The following is a 22,137-nucleotide window of genomic DNA, read 5'->3' on the forward strand; positions in this document are numbered from 1 at the left end:
TTCACTGGCCGGCCACCCGCCACCGTCGCATCATCGGTAAACCGCTTATCGCGGCCGTACCCGCGCGACGCCGTGATGAAACCCTTCGCGCCGCCTCTGCAGCGGCCGCCTCGACGAAGGGACAAACCATGCACGATCAGCTCGCCACCCTGTATCCCCAACACCTGGCCACGCTGCGCGAACGCGCCGACAAGGCGCTGGCGCCGGGCGGTTTCGACCACCTGCTGATCGCCGCCGGCATGCCCACCGAGAAATTCCTGGATGACCAGGATTTCCCGTTCGCCGTCAATCCGCATTTCAAGCATTGGCTGCCGCTGACCGACGCGCCGGGCAGCTGGATCGTCCACTCGCCCGGCCGCAAACCGAAGCTGGTGTTCCTGCAGCCGCGCGATTACTGGCATGTGGTGCCGCAGGCGCCGCAGGGCTATTGGGTCGAGCATTTCGAGATCGTGATCGTGCGCAATGCGGCCGAAGCGCTGGCCGCCCTGCCCGCCGGCAACCGCGCGGTGATCGCGCCGGCGGCGGTGGATGGCGTCGAGGTGAACAACCCCGCGGCGGTGCTCGACTACCTGCACTGGCATCGCAGCTTCAAGACGCCGTATGAGCTGGCGCTGATGCGCGAAGCCAGCCGCATCGGCACGCGCGCCCATCGCGCCGCCGCCGAGGCGTTCCGCGCCGGCGCCAGCGAGTTCGACATCCACATGGCGTATCTCGACGCCGCGCGCCAGATCGACGCGGAGCTTCCCTACGCCAGCATCGTGGGCCTCAACGAACACGGCGCCGTTTTGCATTACAGCAAGTTCGACCGCACGCCGCCGTCGTCCAGCCGCTCGCTGCTGATCGACGCCGGCGCCAGCGCCGCGGGTTATGCCAGCGACATCACGCGCACCTACGCCGCGGCGGACGCGGGGGAGTTCCAGGCCCTGATCGACAGCGTCGACGTGGCCCAGCAGGGCTTCGTGTCGATGGTGCGCGCCGGCCAGAGCTACCCCGACCTGCACGTCCACGCCCATCACGTGCTGGCCGGCGTGCTGCGCGAGCACGGCATCATCCGCATGAGCGCGGAAAGCGCGGTGGAGTCCGGCGTCAGCAGCGCGTTTTTCCCGCACGGCCTGGGCCACTCGATCGGCCTGCAGGTACACGACGTGGCCGGCTTCCAGCAGGGCGAACGCGGCGGCACGATCAGCCGTCCAGACGGCCATCCCTTCCTGCGCATGACCCGCGTACTGGAACCGGGCATGGTGGTGACGATCGAACCGGGCCTGTACTTCATCGACATGCTTCTGGCCGAACTGCGCGACAAACCGGTGGCGAAGGATATCGATTGGAACAAGGTCGAAACCTTCAAACCCTACGGCGGCATCCGCATCGAGGATGATGTCGCCTGCACCGACGACGCCCCGGAAAACCTCACCCGCGATGCGTGGGTTCGGGATTAGAGATTCCGCATTCGGGATTCGGGATTCGCAAAAGCCGCCGACGGACGGCGCTCTTACGAATCCCGAATCCCGAATCCCAAATCCCGGCTCCAGTCAGTGATACCCCTCCTCCGCCCTTACCTTGCCGCGAAACACGCGGTACGAGTACGCGGTGTAGAACAGCACCACCGGGATCATGATCGCCGCACCGACCAGCACAAAACCCTGGCTGGACGGCGGCGATGCGGCGTTCCAGATGCTCATGGTCGGCGGCACGATGTTGGGCCACATGCCGACCACCAGGCCCAGGAAACCCAGCGCGAAGAAGCCCAGCGCCAGCACGAACGGCGCCACCTCGCGATTGGCCAGCACGGCACGCCACAGCCATGCGGCCACCACCACGGTGAGGATCGGCAGCGGCGACAGGTACAGGAAGTTGGGCCAGGCGAACCAGCGGTCCATCAGCCGTGAATCCAGGAACGGCAGCCACGCGCTGACCATGACCATGAACGCGATCACCGCCAGCATCAGCGGCCGGGTCAGGTCGCGCGCGATGCGTTGCGGGCGACCTTCCGTCTTCAGCACCAGCCAGGTCGCGCCGAGCAGGCCGTAGCCGAACACCAGCGCCATGCCGGTGAGCACCGAGAACGGGCTGAACCAGGCGAACGCGCCGTGCAGGTACTTGCCGCCTTCCAGCGGCATGCCCTCGACGATCGCGCCCAGCATCAGGCCCTGCGCGAACGCGGCGACGACCGAGCCCAGGTGGAACCCCACGCCCCAGATGCGCCGCGAACGATGCGCGCGAAAGCGAAACTCGAACGCCACGCCGCGGAAGATCAGCGCAATCAGCATCGCCAGCACCGGCAGGTACAGGCTGGACAGGATCACCGCATAGGCGCGCGGAAACGCGGCCATCAAGCCGGCGCCGCCCATCACCAGCCAGGTCTCGTTGCCGTCCCAGATCGGCGCGGCAGTGTTCATCATCAGCTCCTGCTGCGCCTCGTCGTCGGCGAACGGCGTGAGGATGCCGATGCCGAGCACGAAGCCGTCCAGCAGCACGTACATCATGATCGCGAAACCGATGATGAGGAACCAGACCACCGGCAATGTCGTGGCAAGATCCATGCTCAATCCTCCCTGCGATCGTCGACCACGGCCAGCGGCCGCGACGCGGTGGCCTCGAAGCCGAACCGCGGCGGCGCGGTCTCCGGGCCGGTACGCAATACCTTGAACAGGTACCAGCTGCCGAAGCCGAAAAGAATCATGTAGGTCACGAAGTAGACGATCAGCGAGCTCAGCACGCTGGACGCATGCACCGGGCTGGCCGCATCGACCGTGCGCAGCACGCCGTAAACCACCCAGGGCTGGCGCCCGATCTCCGCGGTATACCAGCCGGTAAGCAGGGCGATGAAACCGGCCGGCATCATCGCCATCCAGCAACGCAGGTACCAGCGGCTGTCAAACAACCGTCGCCGCCACCACAGCAGCAGGCCGACCACCGCCAGCGCCAGCATCAGCAGGCCGAGGCCCACCATGATGCGGAAGCTGAAAAAGGGCGCCGCCACCGGTGGCCGATCTTCTGGCGCGAAGTCCTTCAGCCCCTGCACTTCGCCATCCCAGCTGTGGGTGAGGATCAGGCTGCCCAGGTGCGGCACGTCGACGGCGTAATCGTTGCGCTCGGCCTTTTCGTCCGGCCATGCAAACAAGGTCAGCGGCACGCTTTTCTCGGTGGTCCAGCGCGCCTCTATCGCCGCCAGCTTGGCCGGCTGGTACTCGCGCACCACCAGCCCCGACATGTCGCCAACCAGGATCTGCAGCGGTATCACGATGGCCACGAAGGCGAGCGCACAGCGCAGCATCAGCTGCGCCTTGTCCTGCCACACCCCGCGCAGCAGGTACCACGCCGACACGCCGCCGACCACCAGGCCGGTACTCAGGAAGCAGGCCAGCACCATGTGCACCAGCCGGGTCGGGAAGGACGGATTGAAGATCGCCGCCCACCAGTCGGTGGCCTGGATCACCCCGTCGACCATCGTGTAACCCTGCGGCGTCTGCATCCAGCTGTTCGCCGAAAGGATCCAGAAGCTGGAGATCAGCGTGCCCAGCGCCACCATGCAGGTGGCGATGAAATGGGTGCGATGACTGACCCGGTTCCAGCCGAACAGCATCACCCCGAGGAAGGTGGCCTCGAGGAAGAACGCGGTCATCACCTCGTAGTTGAGCAGCGGCCCCAGCACGTTGCCGGCCACCGTCGACAGCCCGGCCCAGTTGGTGCCGAACTGGAAACTCATCACGATGCCGGAGACCACACCCAGGCCAAACGAGCCGGCGAACACCTTCATCCAGAAGAAATACAGGTCGCGCAACATCGCGCTGCGCTGGCGCAGCCAGAGCGCCTCAAGAAACACCAGCCAGCTCGCCAGGCCGATGGTGAATGCGGGAAACAGGATGTGGAACGACATCACGAAACCAAACTGGATTCGCGACAGGAATTCGGCGGTCGGCACGGCGATCTCCCGCAGGACGAATCCGCGGACTATAGGCTTGGCGATGTGAAAGGCTCACCATCGCGACGATTCGCCACGCTCGTGATCTGCTCCCTTCTCCCTCTGGGAGAAGGTGGCCCGCAGGGCCGGATGAGGGTTCGGCCGCAGCGGAATGCCTCGCTCTGGCCGAACCCTCTCCCCAACCCCTCTCCCGTCGGGAGAGGGGCTTCCAAGCCCGACCGCAATGGAAGGTCATCCGAAAACACAGATTCCCCAAGCCCGCTGATGCTCAGCGCGCGGCCAACAGCGCCTCGATCTCCTCGGCCTCGCGCGGCAGCGCGGCACTGAGTACTTCGTGGCCCTCGCGCGTCACCGCCACGTCGTCCTCGATGCGGATGCCGATGCCGCGCCAACGCTCCGCCACCGAGAGATCGTCCGGTGCCACGTACAGGCCCGGCTCCACCGTCAGCACCATGCCCGGTTCCAGCAGGCGCGAGTCGCCGCCCACGCGGTAGTCGCCCACGTCGTGCACGTCCAGCCCCAGCCAATGACCGGTTTTTGCCGGGAAAAAACGCCGGTAGCTGCCGCTGGCCACCGCTGCCTCGGCGTCGCCTTTCAGCAGGCCCAGCCGGCACAAGCCTTCGGTCAGCACCTGCACCGCCGCCGCGTGCGCCGCATTGAACGGCTGGCCTGGCCGCACGGTGGCGATGGCCGCGTGCTGCGCCGCCAGCACCACGTCGTACAGCGCGCGCTGCTCGGTGCTGTAGCGGCCATCCAGCGGAAACGTGCGGCTGATGTCGGACGCATAGCCGTCCATTTCGGCGCCGGCATCGATCAGCAATAAATCGCCATTGCACAACGGCGCGCGGTTGGCGCGGTAGTGCATCACGCAGGCGTTGACGCCGGCGGCCACGGTGGGAGCGAACGAGGCGACCGCACCGTGGTGGCGGATCGTCCGCAGCAGCTCGGCCTCCACCTCGTATTCGTGCGCGCCGCCGCGGGCCACCTGCCACGCCGCGCGGTGCGCCTCGACCGCGATGGCGGCGGCGGTGCGCATCAATTTCAGTTCGCCGCGCGACTTGTACAGGCGCAGGTCGTGCAGCAGATGGCCCAGCGCGGCGAATTCCTTGGGCACCACGCCACCACCGCGCAGCTGACGCAGGCGGCGCATCCAGCCCAGCAGTTGGGCGTCGAATTCCGGCTCGCGGCCGAAGTGGCAATACACGCGGGCACGCCCTTCCATCATGCCGGGCAGGATGTCGTCGATGTCCTCGATCGGGAACGCGTCGTCCATGCCGTAATCGGCGACGGCGCGTTCGGTGCCCACCGATTCGCCGTGCCAGCGCTCGTGTTCGGGATCGCGTTCACGGCAGAACATCACCGCTTCGCCATGCTGGCGACCGGGCAACAAGGCCAGCACCGCAGCGGGTTCGGGCCAGCCGCACAGATAATGGAAATCGGAATCCTGCCGGTACGGCCAGGCGGCATCGGCGTTGCGCATGCGTTCGGGCGCGGCCGCCAGCAGCAGCACCGCGTCGTCGCCGGCCATGTCCATCAGCTGCCGGCGGCGGCCGGCGAACTCGGCAGGGCTCAGCGCCAGCGACGCGTCGCGCCCGCTCGCGGCCATGCCCGTGGGCGCCAGGTTCAATGCAGCGTGCCGCTGGCCGGATCGCTGCCGGCGGTGCATTCGGTGTGCAGCAGCATGGCGCCCACGCGCACGAATTCCTGCACTTCGATCAGCGCATCCTCGTCTTCTTCCTCGTTCTGGAAATCGAACGCCGACCCGGCAATCGTGCCCAGATCACGCAGGATTTCCTGCGCCTCGTCCGACAGCGTGGCGTGGGCCGGCGCACCGACCAGGCCGAAGCCGCCCAGGAATCCGCGACACCATTCCACCAGCGCCTCGGCGCGCTCGACCAGCGGGCGGTCGTCCTCCGGCAGCAGCGGCTCGAAGCCCAGCTCGGGATCGGCCAGTTCGGTTTCGCTTTGCCGCGCCAGTTGCCGCAGCAAAGCCACATCGGCCGCTTCGGGCGTCTCCACCTCGGCATCCAGGTGCAGCGCAGCCAGCACCGAGGTGCCGCGCAGCGAACCGCCACCGGCCAGGTAACCGCACAGCGAGCCGTGCAATTCGCTGGCGTCGGTGCCCAGTTGCAGGCGCATGATCACTGCGTCCAGTTGGTCATGACTGACCAGTTCGGTGTCTGCCATGGCGTACTCCTCGAAAGATTGCCGGCCAGTTTAGTGCAGGGCGCCGCGGCCGCTTCATTCGCGCCCGCGGGCCGCTGATTTCGCACGGCGTACTGCTATAGTTTCGCGCATGAATACGCCTGATGCCGTTCAACAGGAGATTGCCGCCCTGGCCCAGCAGCTCGATCGCCTGCTGGAAACCGTGCGGCGCCTGACCGAGGAAAACCGCAGCCTGCGCCATAGCCAGGAGCAGCTCACCGGCGAGCGCGCGGGCCTGATGGCACGCAACGAACTGGCCCGCAGCCGCGTCGAGGCGATGATCCAGCGGCTGAAATCCCTCGAGAGCAACGGTTGATGAACACATCTGTCAGTGATCCGGTCGCGCTGCGGCTGATCGATCGGGAATTCCTGATCGCCTGTTCGCCGGAGGAGCGCGAAGGGCTGCTGGAAGCGGCGACATTCCTCGACCGCAAGATGCGCGAATTGCGCGCCAACGCACGCGCGCCCAGCTTCGAGCGCCTGGCCGTGCTGGCCGCCATCAGCGTCACCCACGAGCTGATGGCCCTGCGCAAACAGCATGAGACGCAGGAGCAGCGCCTCAGCGAAGGGCTGGCCACGCTGCGCCACAAGCTGGATGCCGCGTTCGAGGAAAATCTGGTCAAGCGCTGAACCGCAGGCGCGCCGACCGCTCGCTTTCCGGCGGCCAGCCTTCTAGAATCGACCTCGGCGTTTTCTGTGATGTGCGCCAGCACACTCTTACATTTGCCTTGTTCCTAAATACGGCCCCGGGTCGGCTCCACATCGGTTGTTGTGCATGTCCGCCACGTGCGGAAAGCCTTGAGACCATGTAGCCCTCCCACCTGATCCTCGTGGATCAAGGTCGTTTGGTGGGCAGCGGCATCGCGGTTGACGCCACCCCTTTCGCGCCCCGTTCGTCAGCCGACGAACGGGGCGCATTTCGATCGGAGACACGCGACCCGTGGACGCCCCCGCCCAACGCCGCGAACTTCGCCAGCAACTGGCCGAGCGCCGCCGCGCACTCACACCGCTGGAACGCATCACCGCCGCGCAAGGCCTGCGGCGCACGCTGGAACAACTGCCCGAATACTTCACCGATGCCCGCGTGGCCGGCTACTGGGCCAGCAACGGCGAGTTGCCGCTGAACGTGGTGATCCCGCCGCTGGCCGCGCGAGAGCAGCAATTCCTGTTGCCGGTGATCGGCGCCGACCGGCAGTTGCGATTTGCGCCGTGGCAGGCTGGCGACGCGGTGCAACCCAACCGCCACGGCATCCCCGAGCCGGTGGCGCCGTCGACCTGGTTCGCGCCGTTCCAGCTCGACCTGGTGCTGGTACCGCTGCTGGGCTTCGACCGTCGCGGCCATCGACTCGGCTACGGCGGCGGCTACTACGACCGCAGCTTCGCCTTCCTCAAGGACCAGATCCGGCCCACCGAACCGTTGCTGGTCGGCATCGGCTACGCGTTCCAGGAGCTGGACGCGATCGACGCCGAGCCGTGGGACGTGGCGCTGGATTTCATCGCCACCGAGCGCGAGCTGATCGACTGCAATGGCGAACCCGACAGCAAGGTGAGCGCATGAATTACTGGTTGATGAAATCCGAGCCCGATGCCTTTTCCATCGACGACCTGAAACGCAAGAAACAGGAAGCCTGGGACGGCGTGCGCAACTACCAGGCGCGCAACTTCATGCGCGACGGCATGCGCCCGGGCGACCGCGTGTTCTTCTACCACTCCAACTGCGCCGTGCCCGGCATCGTGGGCATCGCCGAGGTAGCCACCGACGCCTACCCCGACCCCAGCCAGTTCGATCCGAAAAGCCACTACTTCGACCCCGCCAGCACCCGCGACAAACCGCGCTGGATGCTGGTCGAGGTGAAGTTCGTGAAGAAGCTCAAGCGCACGATCAGCCTGTACGAGCTGAAAAGCGATCCCGCACTGGAAGGCATGCCGCTGGTGCGCAAAGGCAACCGGCTGTCGGTGATGCCGGTGGAAGCGGCCGACTGGAAATACATCCTCGCGATGGAATGAGAGGCCTGCGAATGCGGTGATACTCGCCGCGCCGCCGACCCGTCGTCATAATGGGGCTTTCACCGAGACGACATGCCCATGAGCAACGCCAACGAAAAGCGCCAGGCCGGTGAGGCTGCCATCCGCTATGTGGAGGATGGCGCCATCGTGGGCGTCGGCACCGGTTCGACCGTGGCGTTTTTCATCGACGCGCTGGCCGATCTGCGCGACCGCATCCAGGGCGCCGTCTCCAGTTCGGAACAATCCACGGCGCACCTGAAGAAGCTGGGCATCCCCGTACTCGACCTCAACGCCGCCGGGCCGTTGTCGCTGTACATCGACGGCGCCGACGAATGCGACCCGCACAAGCGGTTGATCAAGGGCGGCGGGGCCGCGTTGACGCGCGAGAAGATCATCGCGGCGGCGGCGCAGAAGTTCGTCTGCATCATCGATTCCAGCAAGCAGGTGGATCTGCTGGGCCGGTTTCCGCTGCCGATCGAGGTGATCCCGATGGCGCGCAGCCTGGTCGGCCGCGAGATCGTGAAGCTGGACGGCCAGCCGGTGTGGCGCGATGGCGTGGTCACCGACAACGGCAACTGGATCATCGACGTGCACGGCTGGCGCATCACCGATCCGGTCGAGCTGGAAGGCAAGCTCAACCAGCTGGCCGGCGTGGTTACGGTAGGGCTGTTCGCGCGACGTCCGGCGGACGTGGTGCTGGTGGGCGACCGGGAAATCTGAGGCGACGCCCACCTGTCACCACCGGCGCGCCGTGGCACGCCGGTGGTCACCTCTCAGGCCGGCGACGCCGGGTGACGATGTTTGCCGAGCTTGATGTGGCGATCCTTCAGGCGTGCCTCGCGCAGGCGCCGCGCGTGCGCGGACAGGATGTCACCGCGGGTGAGGATGCCCACCAGCCGGTGCGGCGCCGTCTGGCTCACCACGACCAGACGACCCACCTGTTCGGCCACCATGTGGTCGGCCGCTTCGCGCAGGGAGTGGCTCTCCTTCACCATTACCGGCGGGCGTGTGACCAGCTCGCCCACGGTCAACGTGTAGTGCCACTGCGGGTCGAGCAGCGAGCGGCGCGTGAGCACGCCACACACCTTGCCGCCGGCATCCACCACCGGGAAACCCTGGTGCTGCGCCTCGGGTGCGCCCTCGCTCAGCCAGCGCCGCACTTCGGCCAGGGTCTGGTCCGCGCGCAGCGAGAACACGTCGCGGGCGCAAGCCGTGCCGACCGTCACCTGGTCCAGATAATCGGCCGCGTATTCCGACGGCACGCGCACGCCGCGACGGGCGATCTTCTCGGTCATGATGGTGTTGCGCATCATCACCGCCGAAATCAGGTAAGCCGCCGTGCAGCCGCCCAGCAGCGGCAGCAGCGCCGCGGGCTGGCGCGTGGTTTCGAAGGCGAACACCACGGCGGTCAGCAGCGCCCGCGACGAGCCGGCAAAGATCGCCGCCATGCCCACCAGCGCGGCGATGCCCATGTTCACGTGGATCCCCGGCAACCAGTGATTGATGCCGATGCCGACCACGGCGCCGAGCGAGCCGCCGATCATGAACAGTGGCGCCAGCGTGCCGCCCGACGTACCACTGCCCAGCGCGATCACCCACGAGATGAATTTCAATGCGCCAAAGCTGAGCAGCACGGTGAGGCCGAAATGCCCCTGCACCAGCGCATCGATGTTGTCGTAACCCACGCCGAGCGTGCGCGGCTCGATCCAGCCGATGAAACCGGCGATCAGCGCGCCGATCGCCGGCCACCACATCCAGTGGATGGGCAGCTTGGCGAACAGATCCTCGACACCATAGACGGCCTTGGTGACCCACACGGAGGCAAAACCCACCACGGCACCGATCAGCACGAAACTGATCAGCGCCATGCCGCCCGGCTCGGCCACGTTCGGCATCGGGAACACCGGAGCGGCGCCGTAGGTGGCGTAGCGGATGCCGACCGCGGTAACCGTGGCCAGCGCCACCGGGATCAGCGAGCGCGGACGCAGCTCGAACAACAGCAACTCGACCGCCAGCACCAGCGAGGCCACCGGCGCGCCAAACACCGCTGCCATGCCTGCGGCCGCACCCGCGGCCAGCAACACCTTGCGCTCGTTGGCGGTCACATGCAGCAGCTGACCCAGCAGCGAACCCAGCGCGCCACCGGTGGAAATGATCGGACCCTCCGCACCGAACGGGCCACCCGTGCCAATCGCGAATGCCGACGACACCGGCTTCAGCCAGGTCATCCGCGCGGGAATGTTCGACTCATTGGTGAGGATCTGCTCCATCGCCTCGGGAATGCCATGGCCCTGGATCGCGCGCGAGCCCCAGCGCGCCATGATGCCCGCCAGCAGACCGCCGATCGCCGGAATCAGGATCACCCAGGCACCCAACTGGTTGCCCGCCGGCGACAGCACGAACGAACCCTCGCGCGCCGTGGGGCCGATCACGTCGGACACGCGTCCGTAAAACGCCAGATCGGTGATCACGTTGATCATGAACATCAGCAGCTGCGCCGCCCAGGCCGCCAGGGCGCCGAGGGCGATGGCGAGCACGCTGATCAACAGGATGCGGTGCGTGACCAGGGTGGACTTGCGTGGCATCTGCGCCGCATCCAGCGACAAACCCAGCGCCGGCGCCACCGGCAGTGCGTCGGTGCTGCCAACGGTACGTACATCGGCTTGACCCGGTGGCTTGCTTGTATCTGGGTTGGTCATGGTTTTCGGCGAGGCAAAGGAGTGAATGTTACTTTGTTACGGGAGGGGAGCAAAGGTGAAATGGTTTTCAGAGCCGGGCGCGGGAGGGATGACACGTACGAAAAATGGATTGGATGAAGGTGGAGATGGCTTTATTGGGAGCGGCCGTCGGGCCATCCTATGGAGCAATCTTGCTGCGCGGTGCCAGCTGCGGCTGTCTAGTAAATTCCAGACAAATTTGTCGACTGCGGAGGCAGGATGCCGAAGCGAACATCGGTGCAGCCGATGGCCCGCAGGGCGAGGCACGGGAGCCGAGGGAAGTGTTCGCTCCGCGTGTCCCAGCCAAAAACTCGCCACGGAAAGAAATCCTGGTTGGCGTGGCGGCCTAGGATTGTTGGTCCCATCCGTGGGACCAACCCCGCTTCGCGGGGCCAGCCTTCGGCTGTCCGAATTTGTTCCAGACAAATTCGTCGACTGCGAAGGCAGGATGCCGAAGCGAACATCGGCGCAGCCGATGGCCCGAAGGGCGAGGCACGGAACGTGCCGAGTAACGTGGTTCGCCTCCTGTTTCCGCAGACCAAAACAAAAAACCCCGCCATGGGCGGGGTTTTTTGTTTTGGCTGGGAGACTAGGATTCGAACCTAGATAGACAGCGTCAGAGGCTGTTGTCCTACCGTTAGACGATCTCCCAATGACACGCGGTTCGGTGGGCTCTGACTGGTGGCACCGGACCGTGAAGCGTGGGCCTTTCGGCTTAGCGCTTCGAGAACTGGGTAGCGCGGCGGGCTTTGTGCAGGCCGACCTTCTTGCGTTCAACTTCGCGGGCATCGCGGGTCACGAAACCGGCTTTGCGCAGCGGCGACTTCAGGCTCTCATCGTACTCGATCAGGGCGCGGGCGATGCCCAGGCGGATCGCGCCGGCCTGGCCGGTGATGCCGCCACCAGCGACGGTGACCGTGATGTCAAACTTGCCGGTGTTCTCGGTCAGTTCGAGCGGCTGGCGCACGATCATGCACGAGGTTTCACGACCGAAGAACTGCTCAAGCGCCTTGCCGTTGACGACGATGTCGCCCTTGCCCTTGCGCAGGAACACGCGGGCGGCGGAGGTCTTGCGGCGGCCGGTGCCGTAATTCTGCTGGATTGCCATAGTGATTCCTTAGATTTCCAGCGCCTGCGGCTGCTGTGCGGTATGCGGATGCTCGGCGCCGCCATAGACCTTGAGCTTGCGGTACATCTCGCGGCCCAGCGGGTTCTTCGGCAGCATGCCCTTGACGGCGATTTCGATCACGCGCTCCGGGTAGGTCGCCAGCAGGTCTTTCAGGCTGGTGGTCTTCAGGTTGCCGACGTAACCGGTGAAGCGGTGGTACTTCTTGTCGTCCAGCTTGGCACCGGTGACGTGCACCTTCTGCGCGTTGATCACCACGATATAATCGCCGGTGTCGCAATGCGGGGTGTATTCCGGCTTGTGCTTGCCGCGCAGACGACGAGCGATTTCAGTCGACAGGCGACCGAGCGTCTTGCCCGCGGCATCAACCACGAACCAGTCGCGCTTGACGTTGTCTGCATTGGCGCTAAACGTTTTCATTTCAAATACCTGGTATGCCGCCATGGAGGCGGTACGCGTCATCGGTGGATCAAAGGCGCGAGATGATAGCGGAGCCATCACTCGTGGCGCAAGCCCACCGACCGGCGGGCTGTGAGCTGGCAATGATAGCATGATGGGCATGCCGCTTGAAAAGTCCCCCACTCTCGGTTCCGCCAGACGCATCGTCGAACTGGCCGACCAATGCGTGCAGTGCGGACTTTGTCTGCCGGTTTGCCCCACCTACCAGATGGATCGCAACGAGGCCGAATCGCCGCGCGGCCGCATCGCGATCGCCGCCGCGCTGGCGCGTGGCGAGGTCGAGCCCACGGCGGCGTTGCGCCTGCACCTGGATCACTGCCTGGGCTGCCTCGATTGCGAAAAGGTTTGCCCGGCCCACGTGCAGTACGACGAGTTGCTGATCGAAGCCCGCGCCCTGCTGGGCCCTTCCACGCGGCGGCCGCGCTGGTTGCTGAAGCTGCTCCAGCGCCCGGCATGGATGCGCGCACTGCGTCGCCTCGGCCACGTACTGGCGATGGATCGCTGGAAAGGCTGGCTGGCGCGACGCCTGCCGCGCGACTCGACCACGCGCGCCGCCCTGCTCACCTTGCCGACCGGCGCGGTCGCTGCGCCGATGGTTGCGAAAACGGGCGAAGCCCGTGCGGGAAAGCCGACGCTGGCGCTGTTCCCCGGCTGCGTGGCCAGCGTCGAGGACGCCGACGCGCAGGCCGCCGCCGTCGTGCTGTTGCGAGCGGCCGGCTTTCAGGTGAGCGTGCTGCCGGCGTTCTGCTGTGGCGCGATGGATCTGCACGGCGGCGAAGCGCCAGCCGCGGAAAAAGCGGCACAGCGCGTGCGCGAGGCATGGCAATCCAGCGGCGCCAGCGGGCTGGTTTCGGTGACGCCCGGCTGTCTCGGCAGCTTGCGCCGCGCGTTGCCCGGCATACACGTGGCCGATCCATTCGAGCTGCTGGCTGCGCGCGCCGACACGCTGCGGTTTCGCCCGCTGGCGCGGCGGCTCGCGGTGCATCTGGCGTGCACGCAGGTCAACGTGGCGCGCAGCGAGTCGGCGATGCTGGCCCTGCTGCGACAGGTTCCGTTGCTCGACGTGCAGCCGTTGCCGCGCCCGCCGTATTGCTGCGGCGCGGCCGGTAGCCACATGCTGGAGTTCCCCGCCCGCGCCGCCGAATTGCGCGACGACACGCTGCAACAAGTCGCCCTGCTGGAGCCACAGGTCTTGCTGTCATCCAATATCGGCTGCCGCCTGCACCTGGCCACCGGGGCCGAGGGGCGGTGGCCGATGCAGCATCCGCTCACCCTGCTGGCGCAGCAGCTCGATACCGGCCATCCCGCTACCAATACCCCGGATAATCAACCTCATGAACGTTCGCACCCTGAGCCCCTTCGATCGCCTGCTTGACCGTTGCGAGCGCGCGCTGGAAGCGATCGCCGGCATGCCGATGGCCGAGCGCGCCTCACCGGCCAGCGGCATCGCCGAGGCCGATCTCGATGACGCCGAGCGCCGTCACAGCGCGGGGTTGATGCGCGTCAACCATACCGGCGAGGTCTGCGCGCAGGCGCTGTATTTCGGCCAGGCCGCGCTGGCCCGCGACGCCGACAACCGCGCCCATCTGCTGCACGCGGCGGCGGAGGAAACCGATCACCTGGCTTGGTGCGCGCAGCGGCTGCAACAACTGGACAGCCGCCCCAGCCTGCTCAATCCGCTGTGGTATGCGGGCAGCTACGCGATCGGCGCGGCGGCGGCCCTGGTCGGCGATCCGGTCAGCCTGGGCTTCGTGGTGGAAACCGAGCATCAGGTGGAAGCCCACCTGGCCGAGCACCTGGAAAAACTGCCCGCCGCGGACGAACGCTCGCGCGCCGTGCTGACCCGGATGCAGGCCGACGAAATCCGCCATGCCGATGCCGCGCAGGAACGTGGCGGCATCGCCTTGCCCTTCCCGCTGCCGCAACTGATGCATGCCAGCTCGATGGTGATGAAAACCGTGGCCTACCGCATCTGAGCGGCGCCGCCTCCAGGGCAAAAGCCCCAGCCCGAGGCCTCGATGTGGAAATGCGTGCGGTGGGCGACGTTGTAATCCGGCCCCAGCAGCATGCCGGTGACCGCGCAGCCTCGATCATGCAGCTGGTGCAGAAATCGGCCCGCGGCCCCTGAATCGTTCCAGCCTTTGCCGATCTCGACACGCCGGCCATCGGCCAGCCGAAACCCGGTGATATCGACAGCCTGCGCGCGGGCATGCTGGCTGAGCGGCGCCTCGTTGCGGTGATAGACATTGCGGCAGGCATAGCTGCCCACGTGGTCGATGCGCACCACCGGTTGATGAAACGACGCGCGTGCCGCCGGCTGCAAGGCATCGCGGTCGAACAGCACCAGCGTGGCGGCCAGCGGGCACGACATCACCGCCGGGCTCGACAGCATGGTCACGCCGGTACCGCGCAAGCGCACCGCGTCGTGCCAGCCGCAGCCTCCCTGACCCGCGCGATCGGCCACCGGCGCGAATCGCGCGCCGGCCTGGCGCAACGCGGCCAGGCAACGCGGTGGATCGGCCGCGAGGCGGTGCATCTTGTAACGCAGGAAGCGGTCCGGTTCGGCGCGCAGGTCCAGCGGCGCCCAGGGGTTGTAGCGATCCGGCGGACGCCAGCCGCGAATCCAGACCAGGGCGACCAGCGAACCGAGAAGCATCAGGAGCAGCCACGCACGCATGGCGAAAGCCTAGGGCGGCCTGCGTGAAGGTACCGGTCGCCCACCCCGACAACGTCAACCCGCCTTCGCCACGGCATCCAGCTCGCTTCGCACTTCGGCGCTCAACACCAGATCGGCCGCCGCCAGGTTCTCGCGCAGGTGGTCGACCGACGACGTGCCGGGGATCGCCAGGATGTTCGGCGCGCGGGCCAGCAGCCACGCCAGCGCCACCTGCGTCGGTGTGGCGCCGAGGCGGGCAGCCACGGCGGACAGCGTCGCGGATTGCAGCGGGTTGAACCCGCCCAGCGGGAAAAACGACACATAGGCGATGCCGGCGCGGGCCAGGTCGTCGATCAGGGCGTCGTCGTCGCGGTGCACGAGGTTGTAGAGGTTCTGCACGCAGACGATCTCGCAGATGCCGCGGCCCTCCGTGACTTGCGTGGGCGTGACGTTGCTGAGGCCGACATGGCGCACCAGGCCTTGCCGTTGCAGGTCGGCGAGCACCGAGAGGGGCTCCGCGATCGAGCCTTCGGCCGGCCCATGCGCGTCGAACATGATGCGCAGGTTGACCACGTCGAGCGCCTCCAGACCCAGGTTGCGCAGGTTGTCGTGCACGGCGGCGGTCAGCTCCTGGCGCGAAAACGCGGGCAGCCAGCCTCCCTTGTCGTCGCGCCGCGCACCGATCTTGGTGACGATGACCAGATCGTCGCGATACGGATGCAGCGCGTCGCGGATCAGCCGGTTGGTGACGTGCGGACCGTAGAAATCGCTGGTGTCGATATGGTCGACACCGCTTTCGACCGCGGCACGCAACACGGCCAGTGCGGCGTCGCGATCGCGCGGCGGACCGAACACGCCGGGGCCGGCCAGTTGCATCGCGCCGTAGCCCATGCGGTGGACGCGGCGATCGCCGAGCTGGAAGGTGCCTGACTTCGTGATGTGGGGCATGAGCTGTCTCCTGTCGAGGGAAACCAAAGCCTAGGACCTGTCGAATACGGCGATAAGCGGGGACAATCCGCACGACTTGTGCTGTTTTCCGCACAATGAAGATCCGGCGGAGAAGACGATGAAACCCAACCTGGCCGATCTGAACGCGTTCGTGACCGTGGCGACCGCCGGCGGTTTCCGTGAAGGCGCGCGTCTCAGCGGTGGCAGTGCGTCCATGCTCAGCGAGGCGGTGCGCCGGCTCGAAACGCAGCTCGGCGTGCGCCTGCTCCACCGCACCACGCGCAGCGTGGCGCCGACCGAAGCCGGCAAGGGCTTGCTGGAGCGTCTGCGCCCCGCGCTGGCCGAGGTGGACGGCGCGCTGGACGTGGTCAACCGTTTTCGCGAGCGTCCCGCGGGCACCTTGCGACTCAACGTGCCGATGAGCGCCTCGCGGCTGGTGTTGCCCGCCATCGTGCCACCGTTCCTGGCGGCCTATCCCGAGATCCGCCTGGAGGTGCTCACCGATGAGAGCTTCATCGACGTGCTGGCCGCCGGCTGCGACGCGGGCATCCGCTACGACGAGCGGCTGGAGCAGGACATGATCGCGGTGCCGATCGGGCCTCGCGTGCAGCGCTTCGCCACGGCGGCATCGCCGGCCTACCTGGACCGCCACGGCCGTCCGCAGCATCCGCGCGACCTGCTCGCCCACGCCTGCCTGCGCGGCCGTTTCGCCAGCGGCAACATGCCCGCCTGGGAGTTCGAGAAGGACGGCGAAACCGTGCTGGTGGAACCGACCGGGCCGCTGGTGGTGCGCATGGGCGGCGCCTCCGACCTGGCCGTCGACGCGGCGGTCGCCGGCTGTGGCATCGTGGCCATGTTCGAGGACTGGATCCGTCCGCAGTTGGACAGCGGCGTGCTGGAGGCGGTGCTGGAGCCGTGGTGGCTGTCCTTCCCCGGCCCCTTTCTTTATTACCCCGGACGGCGACTGGTGCCGGCACCGCTGCGCGCCTTCATCGACTTCATCAAGGCGAACGGTTGACATGAAAAACCCCGCTTTCGCGGGGTTTTCGTCACAACGTGCGGACAGTGCGGATCACTTGCCGCCCTTGTCGGTCGAGAAGCGATAGACCATGCGGTTTTCGTACACCTGCCCCGGCTTCAACACGGCGGAACCGAACTCGGGGTGGTTCGGCGTATCGGGGAACAGCTGCGGCTCCAGCACGAAGGCATCGCCCTGGCGATACGTGTGCCCGGATTTGCCCACCGTGGTGCCGTCGAGGAAGTTGCCGGAATAGAACTGCAAGCCCGGCTGATCCGAATACAGGCGCAGCACGCGGCCGCTGTCGGGCGATTCCACCTGCGCCACCAGCCGCGGCTTGGCGCTCTTCGCGTGGCTGATCACCCAGTTCATGTCATAGCCCTTGCCCGTCATCAACTGCTGCGAGCGGCCATCGCGGACGTCCTTGCCGATCGCCTTGGCCCGGCGGAAATCGTAAGGCGTGCCGGCCACGGCAAGGAAAGCACCGGTCGGGATCAACGTGTCGTTCACCGGCGTGATTTCGTCCGCCGGGATCATCAGCCGTTGATCCATCGCCGTACCCGAGCCCTCGCCGTCGAGGTTCCAGTAGGTGTGGTTGGACAGGTTGACGATGGTCGTCTTGTCCGTGGTGGCGCGGTGGTCGATGGTCAGCTGATTGTCCTCGCTCAGCGAGTACGTGACCGTGACCGTCAGGCGGCCGGGATAGCCCTGGTCGCCGTCGGGGCTGACGTCGCTCAGCGTGACGCTGGCCGTGGGGCCCTGCTTCACGGAGGTGACCTTCCACAGCCGCGTGTCGAGACCGCCGGTTCCCCCGTGCAGCGAGTTGGGGCCGTCGTTGAGGGTGAGCTGGTAGTGCACGCCATCAAGCGTGAACTGGCCCTTGTCGATGCGGTTGGCGAAGCGGCCGACGGTGGCACCGAAGAACTGGCGTTTGGACAGATAGCCGTCCATCGTGTTGTAGCCCAGCGCCACATCCGCCAGTTTCCCGTTGCGGTCAGGCGTGATGAGCGACTGCACCCGCGCGCCGTAGGCGATCACCGTGACGCTGGTGCCGTGCTCGTTCTGCAGATTGACCGCCTCGACCTTGCTGCCGTCGGGCATCGAACCAAAACTGGAACGCGTGGCGGACGTGGCCAGCGCGGCACTCGGCAGCAACAGCGCGCAGGCGAGGCTCAGCATCAGATGGCGATGGGGATTCTTCACGGACAGGCTCCTCGCAGTGGAATGGAACGGCATCGTGCGCGCCTCGCGAGCCAGCCGGCCGCGAGGCGCACGCCGTCAGATGCCGATATCGCGCAGGCGTACACCGGACATCAGCTTGCGTTCGATGTTCTCCAGGGTCACGCCCTTGGTCTCCGGCAACAGCTGCCAGACCAGGCCGATGAACAGGAAGTTGAGCACCGCATAGAGGGCGAACGTGGGCCCGGTACCCAGCGCCGTCAGCAGCGACAGGAAGGTGGCGCCGACGACAAAGTTGCTGACCCAGTTGGTCACCGTCGAGCAGGACACGCCGAAGTCGCGACCGTTCAGCGGCTGGATCTCCGAACACAGGATCCACACCACCGGTGCGGCGGACATCGCATAGGCGATCACGAACGCGACCAGCAGCGCGATGGCGATGGCGGCGGAATGCCCGGACCCCAGCCCCACATGGAACAGCGCCGCCATGCCCAGCATGCACAGCCCCATGACCGAGTAGCCGATGTACAGCAACGGCTTGCGGCCCAGGCGATCGACCTGGTTGATGGCGATGAAGGTGGCCAGCACCATCAGCGCGCCGATGGCGACCGTGCCCCACATGCGGTTGGCCCCGGTGGCGATGCCGGCCAGGCCCAGGATCTTCGGCGCGTAATACAGGATCACGTTGGCGCCGGTGAACTGCTGCATGAACTGCAGCAGCATGCCAAGGAAGGTGGAGCGGCGGAAATTCGGATTCGTGCGGAACAACTTGAAGCCGTTGCCCTCCACCTGCAGGCTCACGCTGATGGCCGCCATCTCCGCCTCCGCCACGCCGACATCGTTTTCCCTCAGTTTCAGCAGGACGGCACGCGCTTCGTCATCCCGCTTCTTGGACATCAACCAGCGCGGGCTGGTGGGCAGGAAGAACATCGTGACCACCAGGATCGCCGCCAGCGGCGCCATCGAGCCCAGCATCAGGCGCCAGTTGCCGGAATAGCTGAGTCCCGCACCGATCAGATAGGCCAGCAGGATGCCGATCATGATCGACAACTGGTAACTGGCGATCAGCGCGCCGCGATTGCGCTCGGGCGACATCTCCGACAGGTAGATCGGTGCGATGTAGGACGAGATGCCCACCGCGATACCCAGCAGGCCGCGCATGACGATCAGCGTGTTCGCCGACATCGCCACGGCGCAACCAACCGCGCCCACCACGAAGATCACGCCGCTGATCAGCAGGGTCACCCGGCGCCCGAAGCGATGCGACAGCCAGCCGCCGCCGATCGCACCCACCGCCGCGCCGGCCATCATCGCGGCGACGATCATTTCCTGGACGAGGTCGGAGGCGTGAAACGCTTCGGCGATCAGCGGCAATGCACCCGAGATCACGCCGATGTCCATGCCGAACAGCAAGCCGGCAAGGGCGGCGATGGGCCCCACGATGTAGATGATGGGCAGGGGTTTCCTGCGCTGCCCCGTGGGTACATCGAGAGGCGTCACGGCGGTTGCCTCACTGTCGGACTGATACATGTTCTTCCCCTTCGAAACCGGTTATGTGGTGCTGTCGATACAGGTGCCGCCCCGCTCCCCGCGGGATGCACACGCAACTCCGATCTGCGGTATCAGGCCACCGTGCAGGCCGCCTTCACCGCCGTGTAGAACTCCGCCGCGTACCGTCCGTGTTCCCTTGCGCCGTAAATCGATCCCTTGCCAGCGATGAAGTGCCGGCATGTCTTCAGGGCGTCCAACCTACAGCGGCTGCACGCCACCGATCGAAAAATCGTCCTCGGCGACCTGCAACGTATTGCGCAGCGGCGCGCCCATCGCCGGCAGCTCGATCTCGAACTCGTCGCCCGGCTCCACCCGGATGCCGTCGGCGAAGCTCAGCGTTGCCGTGCCCATGAAGTGCAGGTGGACGTCGCCCGGACGGCGGTGGGCGGCGTACTTGAAGTGGTGGTATTCAAGATTGTCCAGCGTGTGGCACATGTTCGCCTCGCCGGTGACGAAGGGCTTTTCCCAGATCACCTTGCCCTGGCGGCGGATGCGGCTCTGCCCGCGCAGGTCGTCCGGCAGCTCGCCGGTCCACAATTCCGGCCCCACCGCGCACTGGCGCAGTTTCGAGTGGGCGAGATAGAGGTAGTTCTGCCGCTCGGTCACGTGGTCGGAGAACTCGTTGCCCAGCGCGAAGCCCAGGCGCCGCGGCGTACCCGTGTCGTCGACCAGATAGATGCCGACCAACTCCGGTTCCTCGCCCCCATCCAGCGCGAAGCCGGGCGACGACAGCGCCGCGCCCGTGCCCACGACGATGTGGCCATTGCCCTTGTAGAACCACTCCGGCTGCACGCCGGGACGACCGTCGGTCGGGCGGCCGCCCTCCAGGCCCCAGCGGAACATGCGCATCGAATCGGTCAGCGTTTCCTCTTCGACCTTCGGCCTGGCTTCCTGATGCATGGCATCGCGGGTGGCGGCGCTGCCGGTATGGGTCAGGCCGGTGCCGGTCACCAGGCAATGGGCGGGGTCGGGGTGCTGCAGCGGCGGCAGCACGCGGCCGTTGGCAAGCAGCTCGGCGTAGTCGAACGATTCGTCGCGCGGTCGGGCGCCGATCAGCGCGGCCAGTGACTGGCCCGAAGCCAGCGCCTCCTGCGCCAGGGCGTACAGGGTCTGCGCGCCGGCCAACGCCTTCACGGTGGCGCCGCTGGCATCGACCTCGCCCACCCGGGGCGTCCGGGCATCGTCGACGAACTGGATCAATCGCATACAAACATCCTGAAGCTGGGGAACGCGCCTGGCCAAGGTCGGGCGGCGGGAGCAAGCCAGGCCTGGCTGCGGATCATTGCCCATTCTGCCGGGGCCATGTATACACAACAAATATGGCTTTTAGGTCAAGTGATACCTAAACGCGTATGTTGTTTTTCGTGCAGGAGTGTCCGTTGTGTCCCAGGAAAAACCGTGGTTTCTGCGCGCGCGACTGAAGACGCGGCAGTTGCTGCTGCTGGTCGCCATCGATGAGCAGGGCAATATCCACCGGGCGGCGGAGTCGCTGGACGTGTCGCAACCGGCGGCATCGAAACTGCTCAAGGACCTCGAAGACCTGATGGAGGTGCCGCTGTTCGAACGCATGCCGCGCGGCATGCGCGCCACCTTGTACGGCGAGGTGATGATCCGCCATGCGCGCATCGCGCTGGCCAGCCTCGGGGAAGCCGGCGACGAGATCGAATCGCTGAAGGAAGGCTACGCCGGCACTGTGCGCGTGGGCGCCATCCAGGGGCCGGCGGTCACGCTGATTCCCGAAGCCATCAAGCGCGCCTTGCAGGAGCGCCCCCTGCTGCGCGTCTCGATGCTGGTGGAGAGCAGCGACGTGCTGATGGAACGCCTGGCGCAACGCAAGCTGGACATCCTCGTTGCCCGGCTCTTTGCCCGCCACGACAAGAGCCAGCTGCACTACCAGGCGCTGGCCGAGGAAAAGATCTGCGCCATCGTCAGCCCCGACCACCCGATCCTGGCCCTGAAGAAACCCTCCCTGGCCGACATGGCGCGATACGGCTGGATCGTGCCGCCACCCGGCAGCGTGCTGCGGCACCGGTTCGAGCTGCTGTTCCACAATACCGGGCTGGCCTTGCCCGAGCGGCTGATCGAATCGACGGCGCTGGTGTTCGTGCTCAACATGTTGCGGCGCACGGATTACATCAGCGTGATCCCCACCGATGCGGCCGAGTACTACGTGGCGCACGGCGTCATAGCGCAGGTGCCGGTGGAACTGGCCTGCAAGATGGACGATTTCGGCATCATCACGCGCAAGGACTGGCTGCTGTCACCGGCGGCCCGATGCATGCTGACGGCGCTGAAGCAGGCCGCCAGCGACGTCTACGGGTTGCCGCGGCTCGATTGATCAACGCG

Annotated in this window: 22 protein-coding genes, 1 tRNA gene and 1 other RNA gene; 11 read left to right on the forward strand and 13 right to left on the reverse strand. The window is 66.5% G+C overall.

Annotation, left to right across the window (positions count from 1 at the left end):
• Positions 1-128 precede the first annotated feature (128 nt).
• Complete coding sequence (gene pepQ, locus UU9_RS07755; RefSeq protein ID WP_007081187.1) at positions 129-1,439, forward strand: Xaa-Pro dipeptidase; 1,311 nt, start codon at positions 129-131, stop codon at positions 1,437-1,439.
• Positions 1,440-1,532: 93 nt separating this feature from the next.
• Here pepQ and cydB read toward each other — a convergent pair whose 3' ends face one another.
• The 4 genes from cydB to UU9_RS07775 form a co-directional block, all read right to left on the reverse strand.
• The gene (cydB, locus tag UU9_RS07760; RefSeq protein WP_007081188.1) at positions 1,533-2,543 is read right to left on the reverse strand and encodes a cytochrome d ubiquinol oxidase subunit II; all 1,011 of its coding nucleotides are present in this window, start codon (positions 2,541-2,543) and stop codon (positions 1,533-1,535) included.
• Between the two features lie 2 nt (positions 2,544-2,545).
• Positions 2,546-3,925, reverse strand: a complete 1,380-nt coding sequence (locus tag UU9_RS07765; RefSeq protein WP_007081189.1) for a cytochrome ubiquinol oxidase subunit I — start codon at positions 3,923-3,925, stop codon at positions 2,546-2,548.
• A 268-nt stretch (positions 3,926-4,193) separates the two neighbouring features.
• Positions 4,194-5,531 carry an aminopeptidase P N-terminal domain-containing protein gene (locus UU9_RS07770; RefSeq protein WP_040670560.1) on the reverse strand — a complete coding sequence of 446 codons (1,338 nt, stop codon included), beginning with the start codon at positions 5,529-5,531 and terminating at the stop codon, positions 4,194-4,196.
• Positions 5,532-5,548: 17 nt separating this feature from the next.
• Positions 5,549-6,112, reverse strand: a complete 564-nt coding sequence (locus tag UU9_RS07775; RefSeq protein ID WP_007081191.1) for a UPF0149 family protein — start codon at positions 6,110-6,112, stop codon at positions 5,549-5,551.
• A gap of 109 nt (positions 6,113-6,221) precedes the next feature.
• Between UU9_RS07775 and UU9_RS07780 the strand changes: the two genes are divergently transcribed.
• From UU9_RS07780 to rpiA, 6 genes are all read left to right on the forward strand, one after another.
• A complete protein-coding gene (locus UU9_RS07780) occupies positions 6,222-6,446 on the forward strand; it encodes a TIGR02449 family protein (protein ID WP_007081192.1) in 225 nt (74 codons plus the stop codon).
• Positions 6,446-6,760 (forward strand): cell division protein ZapA, encoded by a 315-nt coding sequence (locus UU9_RS07785; RefSeq protein ID WP_007081193.1) that lies wholly within the window; start codon positions 6,446-6,448, stop codon positions 6,758-6,760. The genes UU9_RS07780 and UU9_RS07785 overlap by 1 nt, the downstream gene beginning before the upstream one ends.
• A 58-nt stretch (positions 6,761-6,818) precedes the next feature.
• Positions 6,819-7,004: non-coding RNA, 6S RNA (ssrS, locus tag UU9_RS17515), on the forward strand.
• A 66-nt stretch (positions 7,005-7,070) separates the two neighbouring features.
• Positions 7,071-7,688 (forward strand): 5-formyltetrahydrofolate cyclo-ligase, encoded by a 618-nt coding sequence (locus UU9_RS07790; protein WP_007081194.1) that lies wholly within the window; start codon positions 7,071-7,073, stop codon positions 7,686-7,688.
• Complete coding sequence (locus UU9_RS07795) at positions 7,685-8,137, forward strand: EVE domain-containing protein (protein ID WP_007081195.1); 453 nt, start codon at positions 7,685-7,687, stop codon at positions 8,135-8,137. Before UU9_RS07790 ends, UU9_RS07795 begins: the two co-directional genes overlap by 4 nt.
• A 78-nt stretch (positions 8,138-8,215) precedes the next feature.
• A complete protein-coding gene (gene rpiA / locus UU9_RS07800) occupies positions 8,216-8,857 on the forward strand; it encodes a ribose-5-phosphate isomerase RpiA (RefSeq protein WP_007081196.1) in 642 nt (213 codons plus the stop codon).
• Between the two features lie 53 nt (positions 8,858-8,910).
• Here the strand turns inward: rpiA and UU9_RS07805 are convergent, their stop codons facing one another.
• From UU9_RS07805 to rplM, 4 genes are all read right to left on the reverse strand, one after another.
• Positions 8,911-10,836, reverse strand: coding sequence for a chloride channel protein (locus UU9_RS07805; protein WP_007081197.1), 1,926 nt, complete (start codon positions 10,834-10,836; stop codon positions 8,911-8,913).
• A 596-nt stretch (positions 10,837-11,432) separates the two neighbouring features.
• A tRNA-Gln gene (locus UU9_RS07810) sits at positions 11,433-11,506 on the reverse strand.
• A gap of 63 nt (positions 11,507-11,569) precedes the next feature.
• Entirely contained in the window at positions 11,570-11,962 is a 393-nt protein-coding gene (rpsI, locus tag UU9_RS07815) for a 30S ribosomal protein S9 (protein ID WP_007081198.1), read from the reverse strand.
• Positions 11,963-11,971: 9 nt separating this feature from the next.
• Positions 11,972-12,400 carry a 50S ribosomal protein L13 gene (gene rplM / locus UU9_RS07820; protein ID WP_007081199.1) on the reverse strand — a complete coding sequence of 143 codons (429 nt, stop codon included), beginning with the start codon at positions 12,398-12,400 and terminating at the stop codon, positions 11,972-11,974.
• Positions 12,401-12,539: 139 nt separating this feature from the next.
• Here rplM and UU9_RS07825 point away from each other — a divergent pair, with 139 nt between their 5' ends.
• Positions 12,540-13,814: a (Fe-S)-binding protein gene (locus UU9_RS07825; RefSeq protein ID WP_237710246.1), complete on the forward strand. Its 1,275-nt coding sequence runs from the start codon at positions 12,540-12,542 to the stop codon at positions 13,812-13,814.
• Positions 13,762-14,415, forward strand: coding sequence for a 2-polyprenyl-3-methyl-6-methoxy-1,4-benzoquinone monooxygenase (gene coq7, locus UU9_RS07830; protein ID WP_425476839.1), 654 nt, complete (start codon positions 13,762-13,764; stop codon positions 14,413-14,415). The genes UU9_RS07825 and coq7 overlap by 53 nt, the downstream gene beginning before the upstream one ends.
• Here the strand turns inward: coq7 and UU9_RS07835 are convergent.
• Positions 14,403-15,116, reverse strand: coding sequence for an extensin-like domain-containing protein (locus tag UU9_RS07835; protein WP_007081202.1), 714 nt, complete (start codon positions 15,114-15,116; stop codon positions 14,403-14,405). The genes coq7 and UU9_RS07835 overlap by 13 nt on opposite strands.
• A 54-nt stretch (positions 15,117-15,170) precedes the next feature.
• The gene (locus UU9_RS07840; protein WP_007081203.1) at positions 15,171-16,043 is read right to left on the reverse strand and encodes an aldo/keto reductase family oxidoreductase; all 873 of its coding nucleotides are present in this window, start codon (positions 16,041-16,043) and stop codon (positions 15,171-15,173) included.
• A 139-nt stretch (positions 16,044-16,182) separates the two neighbouring features.
• On the opposite strand from UU9_RS07840, the gene UU9_RS07845 reads away from it, so the two are divergent.
• The gene (locus UU9_RS07845) at positions 16,183-17,061 is read left to right on the forward strand and encodes a LysR family transcriptional regulator (protein WP_202799812.1); all 879 of its coding nucleotides are present in this window, start codon (positions 16,183-16,185) and stop codon (positions 17,059-17,061) included.
• A gap of 54 nt (positions 17,062-17,115) precedes the next feature.
• Here the strand turns inward: UU9_RS07845 and UU9_RS07850 are convergent, their stop codons facing one another.
• The 3 genes from UU9_RS07850 to araD1 form a co-directional block, all read right to left on the reverse strand.
• A complete protein-coding gene (locus UU9_RS07850; protein WP_007081205.1) occupies positions 17,116-18,264 on the reverse strand; it encodes an aldose epimerase family protein in 1,149 nt (382 codons plus the stop codon).
• A 75-nt stretch (positions 18,265-18,339) separates the two neighbouring features.
• Entirely contained in the window at positions 18,340-19,740 is a 1,401-nt protein-coding gene (locus UU9_RS07855) for a sugar porter family MFS transporter (RefSeq protein ID WP_040670565.1), read from the reverse strand.
• Between the two features lie 249 nt (positions 19,741-19,989).
• Positions 19,990-20,997 (reverse strand): AraD1 family protein, encoded by a 1,008-nt coding sequence (araD1, locus tag UU9_RS07860; protein ID WP_007081207.1) that lies wholly within the window; start codon positions 20,995-20,997, stop codon positions 19,990-19,992.
• A 175-nt stretch (positions 20,998-21,172) separates the two neighbouring features.
• On the opposite strand from araD1, the gene UU9_RS07865 reads away from it, so the two are divergent.
• Positions 21,173-22,129, forward strand: coding sequence for a LysR family transcriptional regulator (locus tag UU9_RS07865; protein WP_007081208.1), 957 nt, complete (start codon positions 21,173-21,175; stop codon positions 22,127-22,129).
• Positions 22,130-22,137: the final 8 nt, after the last annotated feature.

This window comes from Rhodanobacter fulvus Jip2 (assembly GCF_000264315.1).
GTDB lineage: Bacteria > Pseudomonadota > Gammaproteobacteria > Xanthomonadales > Rhodanobacteraceae > Rhodanobacter > Rhodanobacter fulvus.

Excerpts from the sequence above, each read along its gene's own strand:
- UU9_RS07785 (WP_007081193.1), top strand. The coding sequence starts at position 6,446 with ATGAACACATCTGTCAGTGATCCGGTCGCGCTGCGGCTGATCGATCGG.
- UU9_RS07825 (WP_237710246.1), top strand. The coding sequence starts at position 12,540 with ATGCCGCTTGAAAAGTCCCCCACTCTCGGTTCCGCCAGACGCATCGTC.
- UU9_RS07835 (WP_007081202.1), bottom strand. The coding sequence starts at position 15,116 with ATGCGTGCGTGGCTGCTCCTGATGCTTCTCGGTTCGCTGGTCGCCCTG.
- UU9_RS07775 (WP_007081191.1), bottom strand. The coding sequence starts at position 6,112 with ATGGCAGACACCGAACTGGTCAGTCATGACCAACTGGACGCAGTGATC.
- UU9_RS07770 (WP_040670560.1), bottom strand. The coding sequence starts at position 5,531 with ATGGCCGCGAGCGGGCGCGACGCGTCGCTGGCGCTGAGCCCTGCCGAG.
- UU9_RS07780 (WP_007081192.1), top strand. The coding sequence starts at position 6,222 with ATGAATACGCCTGATGCCGTTCAACAGGAGATTGCCGCCCTGGCCCAG.
- cydB (WP_007081188.1), bottom strand. The coding sequence starts at position 2,543 with ATGGATCTTGCCACGACATTGCCGGTGGTCTGGTTCCTCATCATCGGT.
- rpiA (WP_007081196.1), top strand. The coding sequence starts at position 8,216 with ATGAGCAACGCCAACGAAAAGCGCCAGGCCGGTGAGGCTGCCATCCGC.
- araD1 (WP_007081207.1), bottom strand. The coding sequence starts at position 20,997 with ATGCGATTGATCCAGTTCGTCGACGATGCCCGGACGCCCCGGGTGGGC.
- UU9_RS07795 (WP_007081195.1), top strand. The coding sequence starts at position 7,685 with ATGAATTACTGGTTGATGAAATCCGAGCCCGATGCCTTTTCCATCGAC.
- pepQ (WP_007081187.1), top strand. The coding sequence starts at position 129 with ATGCACGATCAGCTCGCCACCCTGTATCCCCAACACCTGGCCACGCTG.
- UU9_RS07840 (WP_007081203.1), bottom strand. The coding sequence starts at position 16,043 with ATGCCCCACATCACGAAGTCAGGCACCTTCCAGCTCGGCGATCGCCGC.
- rpsI (WP_007081198.1), bottom strand. The coding sequence starts at position 11,962 with ATGGCAATCCAGCAGAATTACGGCACCGGCCGCCGCAAGACCTCCGCC.
- rplM (WP_007081199.1), bottom strand. The coding sequence starts at position 12,400 with ATGAAAACGTTTAGCGCCAATGCAGACAACGTCAAGCGCGACTGGTTC.
- UU9_RS07805 (WP_007081197.1), bottom strand. The coding sequence starts at position 10,836 with ATGACCAACCCAGATACAAGCAAGCCACCGGGTCAAGCCGATGTACGT.